The sequence below is a fragment of the Saccharomonospora glauca K62 genome (assembly GCF_000243395.2).
In the GTDB taxonomy this organism is placed as follows: Bacteria; Actinomycetota; Actinomycetes; order Mycobacteriales; family Pseudonocardiaceae; genus Saccharomonospora; species Saccharomonospora glauca.
The window spans coordinates 1,246,913-1,269,712 of record NZ_CM001484.1; the positions used below are offsets into that span (position 1 = coordinate 1,246,913).

Sequence of the window (22,800 nt, forward strand, 5' to 3'; positions counted from 1 at the left end):
CGGGTCACGACGTGGGGGTCGGTCTTCCGGCCGTGGGTTCCTCGTCGGCCCGTCGGGGCCGCGGCGACTGGAGTTCGTTCGCCTCCCGTTGCTGCTCGATCGCCTCCACGAGTTCGCTCTGGCTCATGTGCGCCACGAACGGGATGCCCTCCCGGTGCGCGGTCTCGGCCAGTTCTCCCAACGTCTTGTCGTGCAGGTCCTGCTCGTCCGGCATTGTCGTCCTCCGTGTCTGATGATTTCCGCTTCCGGGTAACCCACACGGTGGAGCGTTAACCCGTCGGACGCTGCTGGAGGCGTCACATGTCGTCAACGTTCAAGCTCGGCACCATCGCGGGTATCCGGATAGGCGCTCACTGGAGCGTGCTCGGCATCCTCCTCATCCTCGTGGTCGGGCTCGGCTTCCGGAGCTGGCCCGTGCTCCTGCCCGGTTACTCCGGCGGCGCCTACGTCGCCGCGGCGCTCGTGGCGGCCCTGTTTTTCCTGGCCTCGCTGCTCGCGCACGAACTCGCGCACGCCGTGGTCGCGCGGCGGCAGGGCATCGAGGTGCGGGACATCACCCTGTGGCTGCTCGGCGGTCTCGCCGCGTTGCGCAACGAGGCGCGCACTCCCGCGGCCGACCTGCGGGTCGCGGTCGCGGGTCCGTTGGCCAGCGTGGTCGCCGGTGCCCTGTTCGGCGCGCTCGCGTGGCTGCTCGTCGCGGTGGACGCTCCGACGCTCGTGGTGATGGTGGCGGTCTATCTCGCGGTGTTGAACGCGGTGCTGGCCGTGTTCAACCTCGTGCCCGCCGCGCCACTGGACGGCGGGCGCATCCTCCGGGCCGCGCTGTGGGCGTGGAAGGGCGACCGCGAGCGCGCGGCCGTCTGGAGTGCTCGCGCGGGCCGGGGTTTCGGCATCGCGTTGATCCTGTTGGGCGCGTGGCAACTGCTGTTCGCGGGCAGCGGCAGCGGGCTGTGGTGGATGGTGATCGGGCTGTTCATCGTCACCGTCGCGGGCGCCGAGGAACGGCAGGCACGACTGGGCGGCAGTCTCGGGGACGTCCGGGTGGCCGAGGTGATGACTCCCGAGCCCGACACCACCGACGCGGCCCTGTCGGTTCACGACTTCCTGCACGACGTGGCGCTCACGCGGCGGCACTCCGCGTTCCCGGTGGTCGACTCGGCGGGGCACGTGCAGGGGCTGGTCACGTTGAACCGGCTGCGGTCCGTGCCGGTCGACGAACGCGACACCACCAGTGTGCGTGCGATCGCGTGTCCGATGGAGGACGTTCCGAAGGCCACGCCCGACGAACCGCTGAGCCGGTTGCTGCCCGAACTCCGGGACGCGCCGGACGGCCGGGCGCTCGTGTTCGAGGCCGAGCGGCTGGTCGGCATCGTCACCCCCACCGACGTCAGCCGAGCCGTGACGGTGCGCGGGCTCGTCGCCGACGAGGTCGCCGTGCGGCCCGGTACGGCGGGGTGACCCGGACGTTCACGCCCGTTTGCCGACCCCCGTGGCCAGCTCGCCGAGCCTGCCTCCCCTGACGGAGGAAGCCAGGGGCGGGGTCCGGCCTCCGGCGTGCTCCCGCAGTCCGGCGAGCCACTCGGTGATGGCCTCGGTCGCCGAGTGCCGAGGTCGCCAGCCGAGTTCCGTGCGGGCTCGCGTGGTGTCCATCAGCGGCAGCCGCACCAACGCGTCGAACAACTGTGGTGAGGCGGGCACGAGCCGAAGCGTCCACGCCGCCGCCAGGGCCGCGCGCAGCAGCCACGTCGGCGTCGGCACCGGGCGCGCATCCAGCAGCCGGGCGAGCAGCGCTCCGTCGACGACCTCGTCGGCGGCCACGTTGAACGCTCCCCGCACGTCACGGGTCACGGCCGACCGGAACGCCTCGCCGACGTCGGAGGCATGCACGACCTGCATGCGCAACGACGGCGAGTTCGGCACCACCGGGAGGACACCCGGCCGCAGGAGACTCGTGGGCACGAACGGGCCCAGGAACAGTCTCCGTTGTTCGGAGGCCGCTTCCCGTTGGAAGACGAATCCCGGTCGAATGCGCACCACGCGAATGGCCTCGTGTTCGGCCTCGAACGCGTCGAGCACCCGTTCGAGATAGGCCTTCTCACGGGTGTACGCCGCTGCCGGCCAGCCGTGCGTGGGCCAGTCCTCGGCCACGCGGCGATCCTTGGGGCCGGGGGAGTAGGCCCCCACCGACGACGAGTACACGAGCGCGGGCACCGCACAGCGAGCGACGGCCTCGAACACGCGCAGGCTGCCCAGGACGTTCGTCCGCCACGTCGTCACCGGGTCGCGGGTCGGTTGGAACAGCCACGCGAGGTGGACGACGGCGTCGGCGTCGGCGAACACCGAGTCGAGCGCGTCGTCCTCCGCCTTGCTCAGGTCCATCTGCCGGACGGTCGTCTTCGGGGACGACCACCGGGGCGTGCGGCGGGCGAGGCCGACGATCGACTCGACCGTCGGATCGTCGGCGAGCGCACGGACCACGCTGGTGCCGAGGTTGCCGGTCGCGCCGGTCACAACGACACGCATGTCGACTACCGCGTGGTCTCGGTCCGGTCCCGGACCAGCGCCGAGAGCCGGTCGAGGGCCTGCTCGATCCTGCTGTCCACGGAGGCGGTGTGCTCACCGCCCAGCGTCTCCGGTGCCCCGCCCTCGAACTTCACGTGCAACGTGGCGAGGGTGTTGGAGCCGCCGTTGGTGTGCGGCTCGATCTGGAGCCAGCCTTCGTATCCGGTGTCCGTGCCGCCCCACCGCAGGCGCATCCGATCCCGGTCGGTGTCGACGTAGCCCGTCTCGTCGTGGACGTCGCTGCCGCTGGCCACCCGCGCGTGCAGGGTGCCCTCGCCCTCCGGCTCCACCTCCACGCCCTCGGGCGTCCAGCTGTCCAGGGACGTCATCGACGAGGCGATGTCGAAGACGGTGCGGGGGTCGGCGTCGATGACTCGGGTGTGCTCGAAATCGGTCATGTGCCTGGCATACCCGTGCCGGACGAAGCTATACCGGTGGTGCGGAGGTGGCGTCGTCGTCAGGTCATGCCCCGCAGCACCAGGGACGGTGGGCGCGTGCCCCGGATGCTGGCCACCATGTCCACCACCTGCCGGGTGCGGCGCACCTCGTGCGCGCGGAACACCGCCGCGCCCTCCCAGGCCGCCACGGCCGTCGCCGCGAGCGTGCCGTCGACGCGGTCGTGGAGCTCGGCGCCGAGGGTCTCCCCGATGAAGTCCTTGTTCGACAGCGCGAGCAGCACCGGCCACGGGGTGGAGGTGAGTTCCCGGAGCCTGCGCAGCAGTTCGAGGCCGTGCCAGGTGTTCTTGCCGAAGTCGTGGGTCGGGTCGATGAGGATGCCTCCCCTGGGCACGCCGAGTGCGGCCACGTGTTCGGCGCGTTTGGTGACCTCTTCGGCCACGGCGGCCACCACGTCGTCGTACTCGACGCGGTGCGGCAGGGTCCGGGGAGCGGCGCCCCCGGTGTGGGAGCACACGTAACCCGCGCCGAACTCGGCGGCCACCTCGGCCAGTGCGGGGTCGGCCGCCTGCCACGTGTCGTTGAGGAGGTCGGCGCCCGCCTCGCACACCCGCCTGCCGACCTCCGCGCGCCAGGTGTCCACGCTGATGAGCAGGTCGGGATGGCGGTCTCGGACCGCGGCCACCACGGGCACCACCCGGCGGATCTCCTCGGTCACGGACACGTCGGCGCCCGGTCCGGCCTTCACCCCGCCGATGTCGACGATGTCGGCTCCCTCCGCGACGGCGGCGTCCACGGCGCGCACCGCCGAGTCGAGGGCGTAGGTGGCTCCTCGGTCGTAGAACGAGTCGGGAGTCCGGTTGACGATGGCCATGACGAGAGCCCGGTTGCGCTCCACCACGCGGCCACGGCAATGCAGGGTCACCACGAGCACGACCCTAGCCGCGGTCCGCGGTCGAGGTGGCGCGGCGTCAGATCCAGCCTTCCTCCCAGGCCCGGCGGGCGGCTTCGTATCGGGTGGACACGCCGAGTTTGCTCATGGCCGACGACAGGTAGTTGCGGACCGTGCCGGGGGCGAGGTGCGCCCGTTCGGCGATGGCCCCCACCGTGCTCCCCGTGTGCGCGTACCGCAGCAGCTCCAGCTCCCGTTCGGTGAGCGGGCAGCTCGACGCCGTCAGGGCGGACGCGGCGATCTCCGGATCCACGTACCGTCTGCCGGCGTGGACGTCCCGCAGGATCTCCGCGAGGCGACTCGCGGCCGTGGTCTTGGGCACGAACCCGCGCACCCCACTGGCCAGCGCGCGTTTCAACACTCCGGGGCGGGCGTGCCGGGTGACGATCACGATGGGGATGTCGAGTTCGGCGCGGACGCGGCTCGCCGCGTCGAGCCCGTCGGAGCGCGGCATCTCCAGGTCGAACACCGCCAGGTCGGGCCGGGTGCGCAGCACGAGTTCGACGGCCGTGTCGCCGTCCCCGGCCTGGCCCACGACCTCGATGTCGTCCTCCAGGTCGAGCAGTGTGGCCAACGCGCCGCGAATCAGGTCCTCGTCGTCGGCGAGTACGATGCGGATCAGTTGCCTCACCTCCGCACGGGCGCGTGACCGCCCAGTTCGAACAGCGTCTCGGCACCATCCTCGATCACGCGGCTTTCCACGTCACCGTCGAGAGCGGCGAATCGTTCGCGAAGCCCGGCGATACCGCTGCCGGGCTGGGAGTTCCGGGGGAGCACCCCGTCGTTGACCAGGCGGACACGGGCCGTGGCGTGATCCGACTCCAACGTCAGCTCGCAGCGAGTGGCCTGGCTGTGCCGGAGGATGTTCGTGGTGCCCTCCCGGATCAACGCGCCGAACAACGCCTGGAGCGGGGGCGGCACGTCCCGCACGTCGCCGTGTACCCGCGTGTCGATGCCCGCGGCACCGAGGATGTCCACGGCGTTGCCGATCTCCCGGCGCAGGTCGGTGCCCCGGTAACCGTGCACGACCCGGCGGGTGTCCTTCAACGCCGTGCGAGCGAGTTCGGTGAGCTCCGCGGCGTGGGCCCTGGCGGCCTCGTCGTCCCGTCCGATGAGACGTTCGGTCAGCTCACCCTTGAGCATGATCGCTTGGAGGTGGTGTCCCTGGATGTCGTGCAGGTCCGCGGCGAACCGCAGGCGTTCCTTGGCCACGGCGAGTTCCTCGGCGACCGCACGGGACTCGTCGATCCGCACGACCATGTCCCAAAACCACACCTGGGTGACGTCGAGGGCGGCGAAGCACAGGACGAAGGCGGCGGCCATCGCCGCCAGGAACCACGGGAACCAGCTGTCCGATGCCGCTTCGCGATAGGGCCACGCCAGCAGACAGGCCCCCGCCGCCATGAGCGCCATGAAGAAGCTCGTCGAGCGACGTCGGCCCTTGACCGTGTCGAGCACCACGCCCCCGGCGAGCAGTCCGGGAAGGAACGCCCACGAGATGGGGTTGGGCACGACGGCGACGGCGTAGCCCCAGGCGGCCGCGGCGGACGCGAAGGTCACGGCGTGCTCGACGCTGGGGCCGGACGGAGGGGGGTCGCGCCGCAACCCGCGGTTGACGAACCGCGCGCGCTGCACGATCGTCAGGACCGTCACCAGGGCCGTGACCACGAGCAGGGTGGGGGACACGGTGCCGCCGATCGCGAGCTGCAGTCCCGGAATCACGGCGAGATAACTCAGCAGGACCAACGACCACCACGTGTACTTGCGCAGTCGCCGCATTCCCGTGCCGATGCCGGAATCCTCGCCACTCACGTCACGGAGCATAACCCGCTCCCGCGCCGATGACAGATGTCATGTCGAGGCCGGGAAATTCGCATGTGGACCGTTGACACCCGGCTCCACCGGGGCGGTTCGGAAGGTGTGAGGGCCGGCGACATGAGCGAGACAGTGGGGGCGGCACGGGACCCGCGCGGTGCCCACGGCGATTTCGTTGCCGGGCACGAACGGAGCGGGCGAGATGACGATGGGCACGCTGGAGAGGCATCGGCCTCCCCGGCGGGCACGGTGTGCGTGCTCGGCCGTGAGCCGTTCCGGGACGCGTGTTCGTGCACCGCCGCTGCGGGATCATGCTGCGGTCCGGAGGGTTCGCGGGCGATCTCACCGCGCGGGAGACGGCGAGGATGTGGAATCGGGTGATCGCTCGGAAATCCACTGTGGACGCCTCGCGCGAACGACGGGGCTCGCCCCTCGTGCCGGTGTGCGGGTGAAGCAGCTCTCGGGAGGGGAGAAGCACGGGCCGGACCCGGTGCTCGCCACTCTCGGCGGCCCGGAGGTGCTGTTCCTCGACGAACCGACCACGGGGCTCGATCCGGAGTCGCGGCAAGCCACGTGGGAGTTGGTGGGGAGCTGCTCGCCGGTGGCGCCACGATCGTGCTGACCTCGCACTACCTGGAGGAGGCCGAGTGGCTTGCACACCGGTTGGCGATCATGCACCAGGGCGAGGGCGACGCCCGGCAAGCTCGCGCCGCTCGTGGCGGTGATCGGGTTCGGTACGGCGACCACCGGGGTCGCGTCGTGGGGGAGCCGGCCCGGACCGTGGTTATCGCCGGTGCTCTTCGGCCTCGTCGGCACCGCCGTCCGGGCGGCGCCGGACCCGGCCGAGGGCTTGATCCCGGTGCGGTCGCCCTCGGCGGTCCGGTCGTCCGGGCGGTCCTCGGGTGGCCGCGGCGAAGCGGTACTTCCGTCGGGAACCGCGTCACTGACCCCCGTCCCGGCTCGTGGACGGACGACCACCACCACGCCGACCGCGGTTTCCTCCGCCGGTCAGGCCGAGGTCTTGCGCGCCACCCCCGCCACCGCACGCGACCGAGCGGGGTCACCGACGAACGGCGCGTCGGGGCGCCACTCCGGCACCCACACCAGGCCGGGTTCGAGCAGTTCGAAGTCGCCGAAGAACTCCGCGATCTGCTCGCGGTTGCGAAGGCCGCTGCTGCCCGGCACCGCCACCTTGGAGCGGTAGTCGTCGCTGATCTTGCCGAACGCCTCCTTCGCCTGTTCGTCCCCGCTGTCGAGGCAGGCGTGGGAGAGCACCAGCAGGCTGCCGGGGGCGAGCTGGTCCCGGTAGTACGCCAGCACCTTCTCGGGTTCCTGTTCCGCGGGCAGCAGGTGCAGCAGCGCCACCGTCAGCAGGCAGATCGGTTTCTCGGGGTCGATGCCCTCGGCCAGCACCCGCTCCCACAGCTTCGGCCCGTCGAAGAAATCACCGGCCAGCGCGCGGTGCCGGGCCGGGTCGGCGGTGTCCTCCAGCAGGATCTGGGCGTGGGCGTGGGCCACCGGCTCGTTGTCGATGTAGACGACACGGCATTCGCCGGGCGCCACTTCGTCGGCGATCTCGTGCACGTTGCCCTGGGTGGGCAAACCACTGCCGATGTCGACGAACTGGCGGATGCCGCTGGACGCCGCGAACCGCACGGCACGGCCGAGGAAGGCCCGGTTCGCCCGAGCCGCCTCCCGGATCTCCGGGGCGCGGGCGAGCTGCTTCTCGGCAAACTCACGGTCGATGGCGTAGTTGTTGGACCCGCCGAGCCAGTAGTCGTAGACCCGGCCGGAGGAAGGGCGGCTCAGGTCGAGGTCGAGGATTCTGCGATCGGACACACGGCGAGCGTAGCGAAAGGATCACCCGATCGTGCACCTCTGTCCGGAGGTGTCGAATACGGAAAAAGGGCCACCGGGAATGGTCCGGTGGCCCCTTCGCGAGTTCGACCTCACTCGTAGAGCGCGGCCCGGATCTTCTCGTCGTCGATGTTGCTCTTGTCGTACCAGTAGAAGTTGGTGTCGATCCGCTTCGGAAGTTCCTCACCCTGGATGGCCTTCATGGCCGAGGCCACGAGTTGTCGTCCCATGTCGAGGGGGTCCTGGGTGACCGCGCCGGTCATCTCCCCGCTGCGGATGGCATCGATCTGGGCCTGGCCCGAGTCGAACCCGACCACGGTGAGACCTTCCTTGCCGCTTTCGCGGACACCGTTGATCACACCGATCGCCGAGCCCTCGTTGGAGGCGTAGATGCCGTCGAGGTCCGGGTTCGCCGAGATGATCGACTTGGTGATGTTGGCCGATTCGAGCTGGTCACCGCCTCCGTACTGGGGGTCGAGCACGGTGATGCCCGGCGCGTTGGCCTCCATCCACTCGCGGAAGCCGTCGCGGCGGTCGATGCCCGAGCGGCTGGTCTGGTCGTGCACCACCATCGCGACCTTGCCCTTGCCGCCCAACTCCTCGGCCATGTGTTCGGCGGCCTCGGCGGCGGCGGCCTTGTTGTCGGTGGCCACGGTGGTCACCGGGATGTCGCTGTCCACGCCGGAGTCGAAGGCGATCACCGGGATTCCCCGGGCCTGCGCCTGCTCCAGAATCGGGGCGGCCGCCTTGCTGTCCAACGCCGCGAAACCGATCGCGTCGGGGCTCTTGGCGAGGTCGTTGGTGAGCATGTCGAGCTGTTCCTCGACGTCCTGCTCGGTCGCGGGGCCGACGAACGTCACGCGCGCCCCGAGCTCGGCCGCCTTCTCCTCGGCCCCTTGCTTCACCGCCTGCCAGAACTGGTGCTGGAAGCCCTTCGACACGATGGCGATGTAGGGCTGGTCGCCCCCGCCGCCGGAGCCCGAACCGCACGCGGTGAGCGTCAGTCCCAGCGTGGCCGCCGCGGCCAGCGCTGCGAGCCTGGTGAACCTCATGACCAGATCTCCTTTGTTCCGGTGGATGGGCGGTCAGGCCGAGGTCTCCCCCTTGCGCATCCGGTCGGCGTAGACGGCGACGAGGATGACGCAACCGAGGATGACGTTCTGCCATTCCTGCGGGATGGACATGATCTGAAGTCCGTTGTTGAGCACCGAGATGATCAGCGCGCCGATCAACGTTCCGAGGATCGAGCCCTTGCCGCCGGACAACGACGTCCCGCCGATGACGACGGCGGCGATGGCCTGCAGCTCGTACCCCATGCCGGTCGCGGGCTGGGCGGAACCGAGCCGTGCGGAGATCAGCACACCGGCCAAACCGGTGAACAGCCCCGCGAAGGCGTAGATGGCGATCTTCCAGCGGCGCACGTCGATCCCCGACAACGCCGTGGCCTCCTCGTTGCTGCCGATCGAGTACGTGTAGCGGCCGAGGACGCTACGGGTCAACAACACACCGGCGACGATCGCCACCACGATGAGGACGAGCACCGCGTTCGGGAAGTCGACGCCGGGAATCAGGTTGCCTCGGGAGATGTCCACGTAGCCGGGGACGTCGTTGAAGTAGATCGGCGCGCTGTCGGACAGCACCAGCGCGAGCCCCTCGGCCACCAGCATCATGGCGAGCGTGGCGATGAACGGTGGGATCTTGAGGAACGCGATGTTGAGTCCGTTCACCAGACCGACGAGTCCACCGAACAGCACCGCGCCCAGCACACCGAGCGGCAGCGGCAGCCCGAGGTGGACGAGGAACACGCCCGACATCACCGCGCACAACGCCATGCCCGTGCCGATGGACAGGTCGATACCACCCGTGATGATGACGAACGTGGTCCCGATGGCCAGCGTGCCGATCACGACGGTCGAGAACAGGATCGCGGTGAAGTTGTCGTACGTGAAGAAGTAGGGGCTCGCGATCGAGAAGAACACGTAGATCACGATGAGGCTGGCGAACGCGAGTAGTTGTTGCAGCCTGTTCCTCACCAGCTCCTTGACGCCGTTCGCGGAGCCACCGTCCGATGTGCTCGCCCGGTGCGGTTTGACCGTGGTCATCGCTGTCCCGCCTCTTTCTCGGCCTCGTCGCCGACCGCGTCCCCCTCGGGGCGCAGCGTGGCGTAGTGCATGATGTTTTCCTGGGTCGCCTCGTCCCCGTCGAGGACGCCGGTCAGTCGTCCCTCGCTCATCACCGCGACCCGGTGAGACATGCGGAGGATCTCGGGAAGTTCCGACGAGATCATGATGATCGACTTCCCCTCGGCGGCGAGGTCGTTCAACAACGTGTAGATCTCGTCCTTCGCGCCGACGTCGATGCCTCGGGTGGGCTCGTCGAAGATCAGCACGTCGCAGTCGGTGACCAGCCACTTCGCGATGACGACCTTCTGCTGGTTGCCGCCCGACAGGTACTTGGTGATCTGGTCGATCGACGGGGTCTTGATCCTCAGCAGCTCGACGTGGCGGCGCGCGGTCTCGCGGACCTCGCGGTCGCGCACGAAGCCGGACGCGGAGAACGACCGGCTCAGTGAGCTCAGCGCGATGTTCGCCTTCACGTCGTGGTCGAGCAGCAGCCCGAACCGTTTGCGGTCCTCGGACAGGTAGCCGATGCCGAGCCGGGCGGCGTCGGCGGGCCGTCGGATGCGGACGCGCCTGCCGTGCAGCGTCACGGTGCCCGACGTGATCGGGTCGGCGCCGACGAGCGCCCTCGCCACCTCGGTGCGGCCCGCTCCCATCAGGCCCGCGAACCCGAGGATCTCGCCGCGTCGCAGCTCGAAGCTCACGTCGCGCAGCAGCGTCTTGGTGGACAGGCCGCGGACCTGTAGGACGACCTCCCGGTCGGCGCGCACGTTCACCGGCTTGGCGTCCGTGTCGAGCGAGCGGCCCACCATTCGCGCGATGATCTCGGAGGTCGTCGTGGTGGCGGCGGCGACCGTGTCGATGTACGTGCCGTCGCGGATCACCGTGACGCGGTCGCAGATCCGCTTGATCTCCTCCATGCGGTGGGAGATGTAGACGGCACCGGTCCCCGGCCTCACGAACCGGCGGATCAACTCGTGCAGGGTGGCGACTTCCTTGTCGTTCAGGGCGGCCGTCGGTTCGTCCAGGATCAGGACCTTCGGGTCGTACGACAGGGCTTTGGCGATTTCCACCATTTGTGCCCTGGCCACCGTGAGGTCGCCGACGACGGCCCTCGGGTCCAGGGGCAGGTGCAGCCGGTCCAGCAGCTCGGCCGCCTCCCGGTTGAGTCTGCGCTCGTCGAGGAAAAAGCCCGCTCTGCGGGGTTCCCGGCCGATGAAGATGTTCTGGGCCACGGTCAGGTGTGGCACCAGGTTGAGTTCCTGGTGAATGATGCTGATGCCCGCTGCCGTCGCCTCGCGCGGGTTGGCGGCCCGGTAGGGGCGACCGTCGAGGAAGAATTCACCGGCGTCGGGTTTCTCGATGCCCGACAGCAGTTTCATCAACGTGGACTTGCCCGCGCCGTTCTCGCCGACGAGCGCCAGCACCTCGCCCGACCGCAGTTCGAGTCGCATGTCGTTCAGCGCCCGGACGCCGGGGAAGCTCTTGCTGACCCCCTCGACCCGCAACAACGTCGGATGCGGGACCTCGGCTTCCGAGGTGGCCGTATCGCTCATGCCTCACGCTCCTTTGCGTGCGGAACGGTCGAGTCGGTAGACGGTCCGCGCCGTTCGGCCGAGCACGGCGGCCCGTTCGTCCGGGCCGAGTTCGGCCACCAGTTCGGCCGTGACCTCCCACATCGGCCGGTAACCGCCGTGCGGCAGGGTCATCGGCCAGTCGCCTCCGTAGAGGAGGCGGTCGGGTCCGAAGGCCTCCAATGCCGTCTCCCATGCCGGACGCAGGGCGGCCACGGTCACCTCCCGGCCCGGAGCTTGCAGACCCGAGACCTTGGCCACGGTGTTGGGTCTTCGGGCCAGTTCGACGACGAGTCCCCGCCACCGCGCGAAGTCGGTGGCGTCGGCGGGCGGCTTACCGAGGTGGTCGAGCACGATGCGCAGCTCGGGCAGGGCGTCGGCCAGTTCCACGGTGGCACGCAGGTGCCGAGGCCAGGCGTCGGGGACGTCGAAGGGCAGTCCGCGGTCGGCCAGCTCCCTCAGCGAAGCCCGCACCGTCGGCAGGGACAGGAAGTCGTCCCGGGGGTCGTCGTGCACCAGGTGCCGCACTCCGGAGAACGCCGGATGCTCGCACAAGCGGTCGAGCTGTTTGCGGGCGCGACCCGGATCGTCCAGCTTCACCCAGCCCACCACACCGACGATCCACGGATGCGCGTCGGCTCGCGCGAGCATGAACTCGGTGTCCCGTTCGGAGTCCTCCGCCTGCACGAGTACCGCGTGGTCGATCCCGGCGGCGTCCAATTCGGCACGGGCCCGTTCCGCTGTCATGGTGGTGCGCAGGGGACTTCCCTCGGGAATCCAGTCGTAGGAACTGACGGAAAGATCCCAAAGGTGTAGATGCGCATCGACGGCGCGAATCCCCGAGAACCGGGACGGCGAAGACGACACTGTCATAGCCGGGTCAGTCCTTTGTCTCGCAGGGCGGCCCACAGTCCCTCGGGGACGGGAGCCGTCATGCGGTCGGCGTTGTCTCGAATCTGGTCGGGAGTGGCCGAGCCGGCCACGACTGTACGCACAGAAGGGTGGATGAGGGAATAGCGAAGCGCGGCGGTCGGGAGATCCACGCCGAATTCGGCGCACACCGCCGCGATGGCGCGGGCTCGCTCCAGCACCTCCGGCGGCACGGGGCCGTACTCGTAACGGCTGGTCTCGTCGGGACTGGAGCTGGTGAGCACGCCGGAGTTGAACACGGCGGCGCTCACCACGCCGATTCCTCGGGCGCGGCACTCCGGCAACACGGCCTCGGCCGCCGATTGGTCCAACAGGGTGAAGCGGCCCGCCACCATCAACAGGTCGGGCACGCCCGTGCGGGCCGAGGCCAGCAGCGCCGGGGTCGACTTCGAACCCACTCCCACGGCGGAGACCACGCCCTCGTCCCGCAGCGCGGCGAGCGCGTCGAGCCCGGACGTGAGAGCGGCGTCCAACGCGTCGGGAGCGCCCTCCTCGGGATCATGCAGGTACAGCACGTCCACGGAGTCGAGACCCAGTCGCCGCAGGGAGTCCTCCAGGGAACGACGTACGCCGTCGGCGGAGAAGTCCCACACCCGGCGGTGGTCCGCGGGGACGAGGAAGTGGTTCTCGATGTCGAGTGCCCCGGTGCCGGGTACGGGTTCCAGCAGCCTGCCGACCTTGGTGGAGACCACGAACTCGTCCCGCGGTTTGGTGGCGAGGAACGCGCCCAGCCTGCGTTCGGACAACCCGAGCCCGTAGTGCGGGGCGGTGTCGAAGTAGCGGACGCCGCACTCCCAGGCCGTCTCCAGGACGGCCCAGGCCTGCTCGTCGGTCATGCGCTCGTACAGGTTGCCGAGGTTGGCGGCTCCGAGCGACAGCGGTGGAAACTCCGGCGGCGTTCGCTTAGCCATGCGCGTACTCCCGCAGCGACTCCGGGAACATCTCGGTGCTCGCTCCGGGAGTCGTGGGAGCGACGTAACGGCCGTCGCGCACGACCACCGGGTCGACGAAGTGCTCGTGCAGGTGGTCGACGAACTCCACGACCCGGCCCTCGACGCTGCCGGAGACCGCCACGTAGTCGAACATCGCGAGGTGCTGGACGGCCTCGCACAGGCCCACCCCACCGGCGTGCGGGCACACGGGCACGCCGAACTTCGCCGCCAGCAGCAGGATCGCGATGTTCTCGTTCACGCCGGCCACGCGGGTGGCGTCGAGCTGCAGCACCCGGATCGCGTCGGCCTGGAGGTACTGCTTGAACAGCACGCGGTTGGCGATGTGTTCGCCGCCGGCCACGGGAATCGGTGCCACGGCCTTGGCGATCGCGGCGTGGGCGAGCAGGTCGTCCGGGCTGGTCGGCTCCTCGATCCACGCGATGTCGAACGGCTCCAGCGCCTTGATCCACCGCACCGCCTCGGCGACGTCCCAACGTTGGTTGGCGTCCACCGCGATGCGCACGTCCGGCCCGCACACCTCGCGGGCGATTCGCAACCGGCGGAGGTCGTCGTCGAGGTTCGCGCCGACCTTGAGCTTGATCTGGGTGAATCCGTCGGCGACCGCCCGGCGGCACAGTCGCCTCAGCTTGTCGTCGTCGTAGCCGAGCCAGCCGGGCGTGGTGGTGTAGGCCGGGTAACCGTGTTCGAGCAGGTCGCGTTCCCGCTCCGCGCGGCCCGGCTCGGCGGCCCGCAGGAGGGCGAGGGCCTCGTCGCGGGTGAGGGCGTCGGTGAGGTAGCGGAAGTCCACCAGGTCGACGAGTTCCTCGGGGCTCAGCGACGCGAGTAACCGCCACAGCGGTTTGCCCTCGCGCTTGGCTCTCAGGTCCCACAGCGCGTTGACCACCGCGCCGATGGCCATGTGCATGACCCCCTTCTCGGGACCGAGCCAGCGTAGTTGCGAGTCGTGCACGAGTTCCCGCCATACGCCGCCGAGGTCGGCGAGGGTGGCGTCGACGTCGCGGCCGACCAGGTGCGGCTCCAACGCCCGCACCGCCGCCACCTGGACGTCGTTGCCCCTGCCGATGGTGAACACGAAGCCGTGGCCCGACAGTCCGTCGTCGGCGTCGGTGACCACACGGACGTAGCTCGCCGAGTAGTCCGGGTCGGGGTTCATGGCGTCCGAACCGTCCAGGGTTCGGGACGTCGGGAAGCGCACGTCGTGGGTGTGCAAGGCCAGAATGCGCGCCACGGAAGCTACCGCCTTCGTTGTGGGGGTGACTGCGGCGAACGATAGACATCCGATGTATTGAGGGTCAAGACTTTCCTTCTTTGCGATCAACCGCCAATATGAAGGCTGTCCTGGAATGAAGCCGGAACAAAGACCCGATCATTGAGGAGTCGCACGTGAAGTTCGCCCGCCTCGGCCCCGTCGGCGCCGAGAGGCCCGTCGTGCTCGACGGTGACACCGCCCATGACCTCAGCGTCCTGACGTCCGACATCGACGGTGAGTTCCTCTCCTCGGGAGGCGTCGAGCGCGCCGCCGAGGCGCTGGCGGCGGGACGGCTGCCCGTGTTGGACGGGTATGCCGACGCCCGTGTCGGCTCGCCCATCGCCCGCCCCGGCGCCGTGATCTGTGTCGGGATGAACTACGCCGCCCACGCCGCCGAGTCCGGTTCCCCGCCCCCGGAGACCCCGATCCTCTTCCTCAAGACCCCCAACACCGTCGTCGGCCCCCACGACGAGGTGACGATCCCGCCGGGCAGCGAACGCACGGACTGGGAGGTCGAACTCGGCGTGGTGATCGGCAAACGAGCGTCCTATCTGGACTCGCCGGAGCGGTCGCGCGAGCACGTCGCCGGGTTCGTCGTCGCCAACGACGTCTCGGAGCGGCAACACCAGCTCGTCGACTCCGGGGGACAGTGGAGCAAGGGCAAGTGCGCGCCGGGGTTCAATCCCGTCGGGCCGTGGCTGGTGACGGCCGACGAGGTGGACCACACCGACCTGCGGCTGCGGAGCTGGGTCAACGGCGAGCCGAGGCAGGACTCCACGACCGCCGACATGATCTTCGGGGTGGACTACCTCGTGTGGCACATCAGCCAGTACATGGCGTTGGAGCCCGGTGACCTGCTGATGACGGGAACGCCCGAGGGCGTCGCTCTCTCCGGCCGGTTCCCGTACCTCTCCGACGGCGACGTGGTGGAGCTGGAGATCGAAGGCCTGGGAAGACAGCGGCAGACGTACCGAGCGGCGAGGAGTCGAGCATGACGGAGTTCGAGGGCCTGCGGGCCATCGTCACGGGCGGGGCGTCCGGTATCGGCGCGGCGGTCGCCACCGCGTTGCGGGAACGCGGAGCACGCGTGGCGGTGCTCGATCTGAACGACAGCCCCGACACCGAGGTGGTGTCCGTGCGCGCCGACGTCAGTGACGACGCCTCGGTGCGCGGCGCCGTCGCCGAGGTCGTCGAGCGGTTCGGAGGTCTGGACATCCTCGTCAACAACGCGGGGATCGGGGCGCAGGGCACAGTCGAGGACAACGACGACGACGAGTGGCGCCGCGTGTTCGAGGTCAACGTGTTCGGCATGGTGCGTGTCAGCCGGGCCGCTCTGCCGCACCTGCGGCGCTCGCCCTCGGCGGCGATCGTGAACGTCGCCTCCATCGCAGCGACCGCGGGCCTGCCCCACCGCGCCCTCTACAGCGCCACGAAGGGCGCGGTGGCGGCGCTGACCCGCGCCATGGCCGTCGACCACCTGGCGGAGGGGGTGCGGGTGAACGCCGTCAATCCGGGAACGGCCGACACCCCGTGGATCGGGCGACTGCTGGACGCCGCCGACGACCCGGAGGCCGAACGCGAGGCCCTGCGCGCGCGGCAGCCGCACGGTCGGCTGGTGACGCCCGAGGAGGTCGCCCACGCGGTGGTCTACCTCGCGAGCCCGCTGGCGAGCTCGACCAACGGCGTGTGCCTCGCCGTCGACGGCGGGATGCAGGAGCTGCGCCCACGCAAGTGACGTCGTGGTGGTGCGGCGAGGCGGACCGCCGTACCACCACGATTCCACCGCAGTCTGTTCGGGCGAACGTTCCTGCGGGTGGAACTCCACCGCCTTCTCCGAGCGTCTACTGACCATGACGAACCGAGAGCGGCGCCGTTCGGGACGGATTCTCGCGCATCTCACGGCATCGGCCGTGTCCGCGGGCTCGGCCATCGTGATCAACCTGCTGACGGAATCCGTGTCCTGGCTGTGGGTGACCCTCGTCGGCGTGTTCGTCCTGCTGAACGCCCTGGTCGCCCTGTTCTTCGAGCGGGGAGGGCGGGCCGACGAACCGGCCGAGCCCACCGTGAGCAACGTCGTCCTCGGCCACGTCGGCGGAATCAACATCCAGGGCAGCACCGTCAGGGGGAGCATCCGGCAACGGTCGCCGGCCGACGCACCCGGAACCACGGGTGAGTCGGGGAGTTCGTGATGACCAACCACCTCGGCGGCGACAACGTCGGGATCAACATCCAGGGCTCCAAGGTCGAGCACGCCACCATCACCAACACCGTGGTGATCCAGCGTCCCGAGGGGCGCCCCGTGCCCGCGGAGCTACCTCGACGACCGTCGCTTTTCATCGGTCGCGCCGCCGAGCTCGCGCGGATCGAAAAACTCGCCGAGCAGGTGGGAACAGAGTCCGTCGTGGTGGTCGTCGAAGGGGCTCCGGGAGTGGGCAAGACGGGTCTGCTCCAGCACGCCGCCCACACGCTCGCTCCCCGGTTTCCCGACGGCCACCTGTATGTCGACCTCCGTTGTTACGCTCCGGGGACCTCGCCGGTGACGGCTCACGAGGTGCTCGGGCGATTCCTCACCTCGCTCGGGGTTCCCCGAGCGGAGATCCCGGCGGGAACCGACGAGCGCGCGGCGCGGTTCCGCACCGAGGTTGCGTCGTCGCGGCTTTTGATGGTGCTCGACAACGCGGGTGATCCCGCGGTGGTTCGCGACCTCCTCCCCGGTGGGGACCACAGCATGGTCCTCATCGGCAGCAGACCGCAGTTGGCGTCGCTGGAGTCGTCCGCGCGAATATCCCTTCCGGTCCTGGGAGAGGAGGAGTCCGCCGAACTCGTCACCGGGCTCGTCGGGGAACGCGCCGAGTCCGAGCCCGCCGCGACGCGGGAACTGGCCCGGCTGTGCGGAAACCTCCCCTTGGCTCTGTGGATCGCCTGCGCGCGGTTGGTGTCCCGGCCGGCCTGGTCGGTGCGACGCTTGGTGACGGCATTGTCCGAGGAGCGGCGCAGGCTGGCCGGGTTGCAGGTCGGGGACCTGGAGATCCGTGCGGCTTTCTCGCTGTCCTACCGTGCGCTGGACCCGCTATTCGCGCGGGTCTTCCGTATCGCGGGCCTGCATCCCGGCCCCGACTGGACGGCGGAGGCGATGGCCGACACCGCCGAGCTGGAGCTCGCCGAGGCGGAGGACGCGCTCGACGGTCTGTTGTCCGCGCACCTGGTGGAGCAGGACGTCGCCGGCCGGTTCCGCTTGCACGACCTGGTCAAGCTGTTCGCCAGGGAGCGGGCCGAGGAGACGGACGGCGACGACGCCGTCCGGGCCGGTGAGAGACGGTTGGTGGACCATTTCGTCAAGCAGGCCCTCCGCTGTGACTTGTCTCTCCGAGACGAGATGCTCCTCGTCCCGAACGACCGGCTCCAGTCTCAGCGGAGTACCGCGCTCGACTGGTTCGACGCCGAGCTGGGCAACTGTTCGGAAGTGCTTCGACTGGCCGCCGAGCGGGAATGGTTCGCCGAGGCGAGCGTCCTGTCCGGGTCTCTCAGCGAGTACCTGCGGCTCCGTGGCCTGCAGGACGTCATGGAGGCCGCCTGCCGAATCAACTTGAAGGCCGCGCGAGCTCGGGGCGACCTCCACCAGCAAGTACGCGCGTTGGGCCAGCTTGCCTCCCCGGAACTGGACCGTCGCAACCCGGACCGGGCCGCCGAGCTGTTCTCCCGAGCCCGTGAGCTCAGTCGTCGTATCGGTGACGAAGATCTTGAGATCCTCGTCATCGGGACCGAGGCGACGCTGTACACGGTGCAGGGGCGGTTGGACGCGGCAGCGAAAGCCTTCGAACGGTGCCTTGTCCACCACGTACGCCGCGACGATTTCAACGCGGCACTGCACAACCTCGGCAACGTGCTCGCGAAGAGTGAGCGCTGGGACGAGGCGATCGCCGCCTACCGGATGTGCGAGAAGCTCGCGTCGGCATTGGAGCCCAGGGTGCTGCCGACGATCTATCAGAATCTCGCCAACCTCCTCCACGACCGGGGAACCGACCCGGAGACCGCGCTGGAGTACGCACGGCGCGCCAGGGATTTTTGCGCCGAACGAGGCGATCATCCGGGAAAGGCGGCCGCCCAGCTCGTCCTCGGGCGTATCCAACTGCGATCGGGGCACGTCGAGGACGCGGCCGAGACCTTTGCCGACGTTCGCCGCCTCAGCGGGACGATGAGAAATGCCCGAATGGAAGCGAACGCGATCGATGGCCTCGTGATGGCGGCGAGCAGCGCGGTGCCATCGCCCGTTCGCACGAACCAGTAGCGCAGTGCCAGCGAATACAGGGAATGCCACTTCGCCGAGTGGGGATGCTCGGCGTCGAGACTGCCGCACAGGCCGTCGTACTGCAGCAGGCAGGCCGCGGCCAGCCCGAGGTCGTCGTCCTGCGTCGCTTTCCGCAGCAGCAGCTCGGCGAGCTCCGCACGTCCGGCGAAGGAGGCGTACTTCGCGCCGGGACCCTCGACGAGATACTCGCGGGCGGGCTCGGACAGCAGGTCGGGAGCGTCGCGTTGCACCGGGCCCAGCAGCACCAGGGCCAGCACGGTGTCGCGCCAGTGGTCGGTGTGCAGAGAGCGCACGAAATGGACGGCGCCGAGCACGGTGAGGGTGCCGACGTCCCACGTCCCGTCACTGTCGGGTCGGAACAGGACGTCGATGACGTGGGAGGTCAGTACCCGGTCGCTGAGTTCCCGCACGGTGTCCCCGAGCAGGGACTTCCCGTCGTCGAGGTGGCAGTTCTCGTACCGGCGGGCGAGCTCGGCAAGCGCCTGGTCCGCGTTCTCGTTGGGCCGCACCATCGGCATGGTGGCAGATCGCGGGCGGCCGTGGTGGGAAACGCGGCGATCCACGGTGCCGTTCCCGAGAACTAGTCCGCGGTACCCCGGTGGTAGCGGACGTGGAGTCGTCGGACGTCCTCGACCAACTCCGGCACCGGGCCCTCCACCACGACGTCCGGAGCGACCTCGGCGATCGGCAGCGGGCGGACCGGTGGGGAGGGTACTCCCAGCTCCGTGAGCCAGCTCGACAGCTGTTGCGACGAGGCGACGTACACGATGCGGCCGAGCCCCACCCACGCGTGCGCGGCGGCACACATCGGACAGTGCTCGCCGGAGGTGTAGACGGTGGCGTGCCGCCGCTGGTCAACGGTCATGACGGTCGTCGAGAAGCGGGCGAGCTCGAACTCGGGGTGCCGGGTCCGGTCGCCGCCCGCGACGCGGTTACGGTCCTCCGCGCGCACGACGCCGTCGCCGTCGACCAGCACCGAGCCGAACGGCTCGTCGCCCGCCGCCAGCGCCTCGGCGGCGAGTTCCACACATCGCCGCAGATACGGCAGTTCGCGCTCCTCGACCACGGTTCCATCCTCCCACCAACACCGGCTCATAGCGGGCCGAGCACGCCCTTTGGATCAGCGTCGAGCGCGAGCGTGTCGAGGATTGACGAAAGCTTGCGCTCCTCGTAGCGGAAGTGGTTCTCCATGATCGCCCCGATGCCCTCGACGTGCCGGACGAGCTCGGTGCGCAAGGCGCCCCGGTCCAGCGCGGCCCGCAGCTCGGTGAGCAGATAGGCGATCATCGAGTGGTCCTGTTCCAGGGACCGCAGGGTCTCGTGCAGCTCGGGATGAGTCGCGGCGATCGCGGGGAACAACTCGCGATCCTCGCCTTCGTGGTGCCCCGTCAGCGCGGTACAGAAGCCGTGACAGAACACCAGCAGGTCGCGTGTGAGGGGTTCCGCCTCGTCCCCGCCGGCGAGCGCCTCCTCGGTCACCCGCAGGGCTTCCCGCAAGCGTTGGTGAACGGCGGATAGTTCTCGGCTCCAGGCGACGAGCCTGGCCTTCTCGCCCTCAGCCATGTGAGGGCGAAGGGAACGACGTGGTCATCGTCGTGCTCCTTCAGCTCCGGCGCCTCCATGCCTGACACGGTCTGCCACCGGCACGCGACGCTGCCGAGAAGCTATCACACGGCCGAGGCGTTCGGGGTGGTTTCCTCCTCGACCAAGGTCTCGCGCAGCCACTGTTCGACACCCGCGATGTGCACGGTGGCCCACGACCGCGCCACCTCCGGCTGCCGCTCGGCCAACGCCCGCTGAATGGCGCGGTGTTCGGCCAACGTGCGTTCCACGGCGGCGTCCTGGGTGATGCCGCGCCACATGCGGGCGCGCTGGGTACGCCCGGACACGCTGTCCACAAAGGAACACAGCACCTGGTTGCCCGCCCCGGCGGCGATGCGGTGGTGGAACTCCAGGTCGTTCGCCACGAGTTCCTCCACGGTGGGCTCGGTGCCGAGGGAGTCCAGGAGCGCGCCCAGTTCGTCGATCTCGGACTGCGGCATGCGCAGCGCCGCCAGGGCGGTGGCCGCGGGTTCGAGGATGCGCCGTACCTCCAAAAACTGCAGCACGGTGTCGTCGCGGTGGAAGTCGACCACGAAACCCATCGCGTCCATCAACAGCGCGGGTTCGAGGCTGGTGACGTACGTGCCGTCGCCCTGTCGTACGTCGAGCACGTGGATGAGCGACAGCGCCCGCACGGCCTCCCGCAGGGAGTTGCGGGACAGTCCGAGTCGTTCGGCGAGATCGGCCTCCCTCGGCAGGCGATCGCCGGGCCGGAGCTCCCCGTCGACGATCATCTGCTTGATCGCCTCGATGGCGCTGTCGGTGACGGACATGGTGGCAAGTCACTCCTCGGTGCTGTCTCGGGGTTCGCGTTCCCGCTGTTCGGCCAGGCTCCACACCAGCGGAATGCCGTTGTCGTCGCCCGAGTGGTCGTCGGCCTTCTCGTGCAGGGGGCCGACGGTGGCCTGTCGGCGGAGGTCGGCCGGGTGGTCTCGCAGCGCGGCGCGCATGGCGTGGTAGTCCTCGACGTCGATCAGGTGGAACAAGTGTTGCCCGGCACGCCGGAGCCGCCGGTCCCGAACCCCGTTGTTCGCCGGTGCTGCGGCGACGTCGGCGGGGATCGTCTCGTGGATCGCCCCGTGGTCGGCCTCCTCGCCGGGCGTGAGCACGGTGCGCGGGGTGATCTGCGGCATGTCGTCACTGCTCCTTCCGGATGCGGGTACCGCCACGATACATCCGATCTTTCGAGGGGGTGAGGAGTGGTGAGTTGTCCGAATCGGGCGGTGGTGTCCGGCTGGGTCCCGGTGGTTCTTCCGTCATGTCGTCGTCTCGTGATCTCTTAGCTCCGATCTCCATGGCGGGCCGCGAGGTGGAGCTTCCCGCTCTCAGTCCTCGGTGCCGAGCCGGGTGAGGACCACGGGCCCGTCCTCGGTGATCGCGACCGTGTGCTCCGAGTGCGCCGTGCGAGAGCCGTCGGCCGACCGGATGGTCCAGCCGTCGGGGTCCATGACGATCCGGGAGCTTCCCGCGATGAACCACGGTTCCAACGCGAGCGTCATCCCCGGACGCAGGAGCAGGCCCCGGCCGGGCCGTCCCCGGTTGGGTACGTGGGGGTCCTCGTGCATGGTGCGGCCCAACCCGTGCCCGCCGAACTCGGTGTTGACCCCGTAGCCGTGGTTCGCCGCCACCGCTCCGATGGTCGCCGAGATGTCACCGAGCCGGTTCCCCGGCCGTGTCGCCTCGATTGCCGCCGCCAGGGCTTCCTCGGTGGCGCGCACGAGCCGGACGTCCTCCTCGGCGGGAGTGCCCACGATGACGGTGACGGCGGCGTCGGCCACCCAGCCGTCGATGGAGACGGCCAGGTCCATGCTGAGGACGTCGCCGTCGCGGAGCACGTAGTCGTGGGGGAGGCCGTGCAGTACCGCGTCGTTGACGGACAGGCAGACGGTGTTGCGGAACGGGCCTCGACCGAACGACGGCGCGTAGTCCCAGTAGCAGGACTCGGCGCCCCGGTCGCGGATCAGCCTTCGCGTGTGGTGTTCGAGGTCCAGCAGGTTCACGCCCACGGCGGCCTTGGCGCGTAGTTCGGCGAGCACCTCGGCCACGAACGCCCCGGTGGTGCGCATTCGTTCGATCTCGGCGGGGGACTTCAACTCGATCATGCGACGCTCCTGGGTTGGTATAAAAATACCGGCGCTCGCAGAGTAGCACTTGCCGGTATTTCTATACCGACCCTACGCTGCTCGCATGGTGCGTCTGCCGCTCACGCCCGAGCAGGTGCGGGCCGGGGCCCGCCTCGGGGCGTCGTTGCGAGAGTTCCGGGGCCAGCGTGGTCTCGACGAGGTCGCTCGCGCGGCCGGGATGTCGCCCGAAACCCTGCGCAAGATCGAGACGGGTCGCCTGCCGAGCCCGGCGTTCGGCACGATTGTGCGGCTCGCGGACGCCCTCGGCGTGTCGGTGGAGAAACTCGCTGACATCTGGCGCGGCGGGGGAGCGTTCGAGGCCGCGTCCTGACCGACGCGGGGAGGGTCACTCACCCCG

General features: G+C 69.6%; 25 protein-coding genes. 7 read left to right on the top strand and 18 right to left on the bottom strand.

Annotation, left to right across the window (positions count from 1 at the left end; translation table 11 throughout):
• Window positions 1–4: 4 nt before the first annotated feature.
• The gene (locus SACGLDRAFT_RS05980) at window positions 5–214 is read right to left on the bottom strand and encodes a hypothetical protein (RefSeq protein WP_005462696.1); all 210 of its coding nucleotides are present in this window, start codon (window positions 212–214) and stop codon (window positions 5–7) included.
• 86 nt (window positions 215–300) lie between these two features.
• On the opposite strand from SACGLDRAFT_RS05980, the gene SACGLDRAFT_RS05985 reads away from it, so the two are divergent.
• Window positions 301–1,458 (top strand): site-2 protease family protein, encoded by a 1,158-nt coding sequence (locus SACGLDRAFT_RS05985; protein ID WP_005462697.1) that lies wholly within the window; start codon window positions 301–303, stop codon window positions 1,456–1,458.
• A gap of 9 nt (window positions 1,459–1,467) precedes the next feature.
• Here SACGLDRAFT_RS05985 and SACGLDRAFT_RS05990 read toward each other — a convergent pair whose 3' ends face one another.
• From SACGLDRAFT_RS05990 to SACGLDRAFT_RS06010, 5 genes are read right to left on the bottom strand one after another with little or no spacing between them, the layout of a single operon-like run.
• On the bottom strand, window positions 1,468–2,523 hold the full coding sequence (locus SACGLDRAFT_RS05990; RefSeq protein WP_005462699.1) for an NAD-dependent epimerase/dehydratase family protein: 1,056 nt from the start codon (window positions 2,521–2,523) through the stop codon (window positions 1,468–1,470).
• Window positions 2,524–2,528: 5 nt separating this feature from the next.
• Window positions 2,529–2,960 carry an SRPBCC family protein gene (locus tag SACGLDRAFT_RS05995; protein WP_005462701.1) on the bottom strand — a complete coding sequence of 144 codons (432 nt, stop codon included), beginning with the start codon at window positions 2,958–2,960 and terminating at the stop codon, window positions 2,529–2,531.
• A gap of 59 nt (window positions 2,961–3,019) precedes the next feature.
• Window positions 3,020–3,886 carry a dihydropteroate synthase gene (gene folP, locus SACGLDRAFT_RS06000; RefSeq protein WP_005462703.1) on the bottom strand — a complete coding sequence of 289 codons (867 nt, stop codon included), beginning with the start codon at window positions 3,884–3,886 and terminating at the stop codon, window positions 3,020–3,022.
• 43 nt (window positions 3,887–3,929) lie between these two features.
• Complete coding sequence (locus SACGLDRAFT_RS06005) at window positions 3,930–4,541, bottom strand: response regulator transcription factor (RefSeq protein WP_005462705.1); 612 nt, start codon at window positions 4,539–4,541, stop codon at window positions 3,930–3,932.
• The gene (locus tag SACGLDRAFT_RS06010; protein WP_232284081.1) at window positions 4,538–5,722 is read right to left on the bottom strand and encodes a sensor histidine kinase; all 1,185 of its coding nucleotides are present in this window, start codon (window positions 5,720–5,722) and stop codon (window positions 4,538–4,540) included. Before SACGLDRAFT_RS06010 ends, SACGLDRAFT_RS06005 begins: the two co-directional genes overlap by 4 nt.
• A 451-nt stretch (window positions 5,723–6,173) precedes the next feature.
• On the opposite strand from SACGLDRAFT_RS06010, the gene SACGLDRAFT_RS22990 reads away from it, so the two are divergent.
• Window positions 6,174–6,347 carry a hypothetical protein gene (locus SACGLDRAFT_RS22990; RefSeq protein WP_332306648.1) on the top strand — a complete coding sequence of 58 codons (174 nt, stop codon included), beginning with the start codon at window positions 6,174–6,176 and terminating at the stop codon, window positions 6,345–6,347.
• 386 nt (window positions 6,348–6,733) lie between these two features.
• On the opposite strand, the gene SACGLDRAFT_RS06020 is transcribed toward SACGLDRAFT_RS22990, so the two are convergent.
• The 7 genes from SACGLDRAFT_RS06020 to SACGLDRAFT_RS06050 all read right to left on the bottom strand — a co-directional run bounded on the left by SACGLDRAFT_RS06020 (window position 6,734) and on the right by SACGLDRAFT_RS06050 (window position 14,387).
• Window positions 6,734–7,564, bottom strand: coding sequence for an SAM-dependent methyltransferase (locus SACGLDRAFT_RS06020; RefSeq protein ID WP_005462709.1), 831 nt, complete (start codon window positions 7,562–7,564; stop codon window positions 6,734–6,736).
• Between the two features lie 110 nt (window positions 7,565–7,674).
• On the bottom strand, window positions 7,675–8,634 hold the full coding sequence (locus tag SACGLDRAFT_RS06025; protein ID WP_005462710.1) for an ABC transporter substrate-binding protein: 960 nt from the start codon (window positions 8,632–8,634) through the stop codon (window positions 7,675–7,677).
• Between the two features lie 33 nt (window positions 8,635–8,667).
• Complete coding sequence (locus SACGLDRAFT_RS06030) at window positions 8,668–9,684, bottom strand: ABC transporter permease (RefSeq protein ID WP_005462712.1); 1,017 nt, start codon at window positions 9,682–9,684, stop codon at window positions 8,668–8,670.
• Window positions 9,681–11,258 carry a sugar ABC transporter ATP-binding protein gene (locus SACGLDRAFT_RS06035; RefSeq protein WP_005462715.1) on the bottom strand — a complete coding sequence of 526 codons (1,578 nt, stop codon included), beginning with the start codon at window positions 11,256–11,258 and terminating at the stop codon, window positions 9,681–9,683. Before SACGLDRAFT_RS06035 ends, SACGLDRAFT_RS06030 begins: the two co-directional genes overlap by 4 nt.
• Window positions 11,259–11,261: 3 nt before the next feature.
• Window positions 11,262–12,149, bottom strand: a complete 888-nt coding sequence (locus SACGLDRAFT_RS06040; RefSeq protein WP_005462717.1) for an amidohydrolase family protein — start codon at window positions 12,147–12,149, stop codon at window positions 11,262–11,264.
• Window positions 12,146–13,117, bottom strand: a complete 972-nt coding sequence (locus SACGLDRAFT_RS06045) for an aldo/keto reductase (protein WP_005462718.1) — start codon at window positions 13,115–13,117, stop codon at window positions 12,146–12,148. The genes SACGLDRAFT_RS06040 and SACGLDRAFT_RS06045 overlap by 4 nt, the downstream gene beginning before the upstream one ends.
• Window positions 13,110–14,387, bottom strand: coding sequence for an enolase C-terminal domain-like protein (locus tag SACGLDRAFT_RS06050; RefSeq protein ID WP_005462719.1), 1,278 nt, complete (start codon window positions 14,385–14,387; stop codon window positions 13,110–13,112). The genes SACGLDRAFT_RS06045 and SACGLDRAFT_RS06050 overlap by 8 nt, the downstream gene beginning before the upstream one ends.
• A gap of 155 nt (window positions 14,388–14,542) precedes the next feature.
• Here SACGLDRAFT_RS06050 and SACGLDRAFT_RS06055 point away from each other — a divergent pair, with 155 nt between their 5' ends.
• From SACGLDRAFT_RS06055 to SACGLDRAFT_RS21485, 4 genes are all read left to right on the top strand, one after another.
• Window positions 14,543–15,403 (top strand): fumarylacetoacetate hydrolase family protein, encoded by an 861-nt coding sequence (locus SACGLDRAFT_RS06055; protein WP_005462720.1) that lies wholly within the window; start codon window positions 14,543–14,545, stop codon window positions 15,401–15,403.
• Window positions 15,400–16,143: an SDR family NAD(P)-dependent oxidoreductase gene (locus SACGLDRAFT_RS06060; RefSeq protein WP_005462722.1), complete on the top strand. Its 744-nt coding sequence runs from the start codon at window positions 15,400–15,402 to the stop codon at window positions 16,141–16,143. The genes SACGLDRAFT_RS06055 and SACGLDRAFT_RS06060 overlap by 4 nt, the downstream gene beginning before the upstream one ends.
• 115 nt (window positions 16,144–16,258) lie before the next feature.
• Window positions 16,259–16,597: a hypothetical protein gene (locus tag SACGLDRAFT_RS06065; protein WP_005462723.1), complete on the top strand. Its 339-nt coding sequence runs from the start codon at window positions 16,259–16,261 to the stop codon at window positions 16,595–16,597.
• Window positions 16,597–18,696 carry a tetratricopeptide repeat protein gene (locus SACGLDRAFT_RS21485; protein ID WP_005462725.1) on the top strand — a complete coding sequence of 700 codons (2,100 nt, stop codon included), beginning with the start codon at window positions 16,597–16,599 and terminating at the stop codon, window positions 18,694–18,696. Before SACGLDRAFT_RS06065 ends, SACGLDRAFT_RS21485 begins: the two co-directional genes overlap by 1 nt.
• Before the next feature lie 601 nt (window positions 18,697–19,297).
• Here the strand turns inward: SACGLDRAFT_RS21485 and SACGLDRAFT_RS06080 are convergent.
• The 5 genes from SACGLDRAFT_RS06080 to map all read right to left on the bottom strand — a co-directional run bounded on the left by SACGLDRAFT_RS06080 (window position 19,298) and on the right by map (window position 22,421).
• The gene (locus SACGLDRAFT_RS06080; protein ID WP_005462728.1) at window positions 19,298–19,783 is read right to left on the bottom strand and encodes a nucleoside deaminase; all 486 of its coding nucleotides are present in this window, start codon (window positions 19,781–19,783) and stop codon (window positions 19,298–19,300) included.
• A gap of 26 nt (window positions 19,784–19,809) precedes the next feature.
• Window positions 19,810–20,280: a hemerythrin domain-containing protein gene (locus tag SACGLDRAFT_RS06085; RefSeq protein WP_005462729.1), complete on the bottom strand. Its 471-nt coding sequence runs from the start codon at window positions 20,278–20,280 to the stop codon at window positions 19,810–19,812.
• 104 nt (window positions 20,281–20,384) lie between these two features.
• A complete protein-coding gene (locus tag SACGLDRAFT_RS06090; RefSeq protein ID WP_005462730.1) occupies window positions 20,385–21,092 on the bottom strand; it encodes a FadR/GntR family transcriptional regulator in 708 nt (235 codons plus the stop codon).
• Window positions 21,093–21,101: 9 nt separating this feature from the next.
• Window positions 21,102–21,452 carry an L-rhamnose mutarotase gene (locus SACGLDRAFT_RS06095; RefSeq protein ID WP_005462731.1) on the bottom strand — a complete coding sequence of 117 codons (351 nt, stop codon included), beginning with the start codon at window positions 21,450–21,452 and terminating at the stop codon, window positions 21,102–21,104.
• Window positions 21,453–21,644: 192 nt separating this feature from the next.
• On the bottom strand, window positions 21,645–22,421 hold the full coding sequence (gene map / locus SACGLDRAFT_RS06100) for a type I methionyl aminopeptidase (RefSeq protein ID WP_005462732.1): 777 nt from the start codon (window positions 22,419–22,421) through the stop codon (window positions 21,645–21,647).
• Between the two features lie 85 nt (window positions 22,422–22,506).
• On the opposite strand from map, the gene SACGLDRAFT_RS06105 reads away from it, so the two are divergent.
• Window positions 22,507–22,773, top strand: coding sequence for a helix-turn-helix domain-containing protein (locus tag SACGLDRAFT_RS06105; RefSeq protein WP_005462733.1), 267 nt, complete (start codon window positions 22,507–22,509; stop codon window positions 22,771–22,773).
• Window positions 22,774–22,800 lie beyond the last annotated feature (27 nt).

Excerpts from the sequence above, each read along its gene's own strand:
- SACGLDRAFT_RS05980 (WP_005462696.1), bottom strand. The coding sequence starts at position 214 with ATGCCGGACGAGCAGGACCTGCACGACAAGACGTTGGGAGAACTGGCC.
- SACGLDRAFT_RS06030 (WP_005462712.1), bottom strand. The coding sequence starts at position 9,684 with ATGACCACGGTCAAACCGCACCGGGCGAGCACATCGGACGGTGGCTCC.
- SACGLDRAFT_RS21485 (WP_005462725.1), top strand. The coding sequence starts at position 16,597 with ATGACCAACCACCTCGGCGGCGACAACGTCGGGATCAACATCCAGGGC.
- SACGLDRAFT_RS05990 (WP_005462699.1), bottom strand. The coding sequence starts at position 2,523 with ATGCGTGTCGTTGTGACCGGCGCGACCGGCAACCTCGGCACCAGCGTG.
- map (WP_005462732.1), bottom strand. The coding sequence starts at position 22,421 with ATGATCGAGTTGAAGTCCCCCGCCGAGATCGAACGAATGCGCACCACC.
- SACGLDRAFT_RS06095 (WP_005462731.1), bottom strand. The coding sequence starts at position 21,452 with ATGCCGCAGATCACCCCGCGCACCGTGCTCACGCCCGGCGAGGAGGCC.
- SACGLDRAFT_RS06025 (WP_005462710.1), bottom strand. The coding sequence starts at position 8,634 with ATGAGGTTCACCAGGCTCGCAGCGCTGGCCGCGGCGGCCACGCTGGGA.
- SACGLDRAFT_RS06060 (WP_005462722.1), top strand. The coding sequence starts at position 15,400 with ATGACGGAGTTCGAGGGCCTGCGGGCCATCGTCACGGGCGGGGCGTCC.
- SACGLDRAFT_RS06045 (WP_005462718.1), bottom strand. The coding sequence starts at position 13,117 with ATGGCTAAGCGAACGCCGCCGGAGTTTCCACCGCTGTCGCTCGGAGCC.
- SACGLDRAFT_RS06065 (WP_005462723.1), top strand. The coding sequence starts at position 16,259 with ATGACGAACCGAGAGCGGCGCCGTTCGGGACGGATTCTCGCGCATCTC.
- SACGLDRAFT_RS06085 (WP_005462729.1), bottom strand. The coding sequence starts at position 20,280 with ATGGCTGAGGGCGAGAAGGCCAGGCTCGTCGCCTGGAGCCGAGAACTA.
- SACGLDRAFT_RS05995 (WP_005462701.1), bottom strand. The coding sequence starts at position 2,960 with ATGACCGATTTCGAGCACACCCGAGTCATCGACGCCGACCCCCGCACC.
- SACGLDRAFT_RS05985 (WP_005462697.1), top strand. The coding sequence starts at position 301 with ATGTCGTCAACGTTCAAGCTCGGCACCATCGCGGGTATCCGGATAGGC.
- SACGLDRAFT_RS06105 (WP_005462733.1), top strand. The coding sequence starts at position 22,507 with ATGGTGCGTCTGCCGCTCACGCCCGAGCAGGTGCGGGCCGGGGCCCGC.
- SACGLDRAFT_RS06040 (WP_005462717.1), bottom strand. The coding sequence starts at position 12,149 with ATGACAGTGTCGTCTTCGCCGTCCCGGTTCTCGGGGATTCGCGCCGTC.
- SACGLDRAFT_RS06035 (WP_005462715.1), bottom strand. The coding sequence starts at position 11,258 with ATGAGCGATACGGCCACCTCGGAAGCCGAGGTCCCGCATCCGACGTTG.
- SACGLDRAFT_RS06090 (WP_005462730.1), bottom strand. The coding sequence starts at position 21,092 with ATGTCCGTCACCGACAGCGCCATCGAGGCGATCAAGCAGATGATCGTC.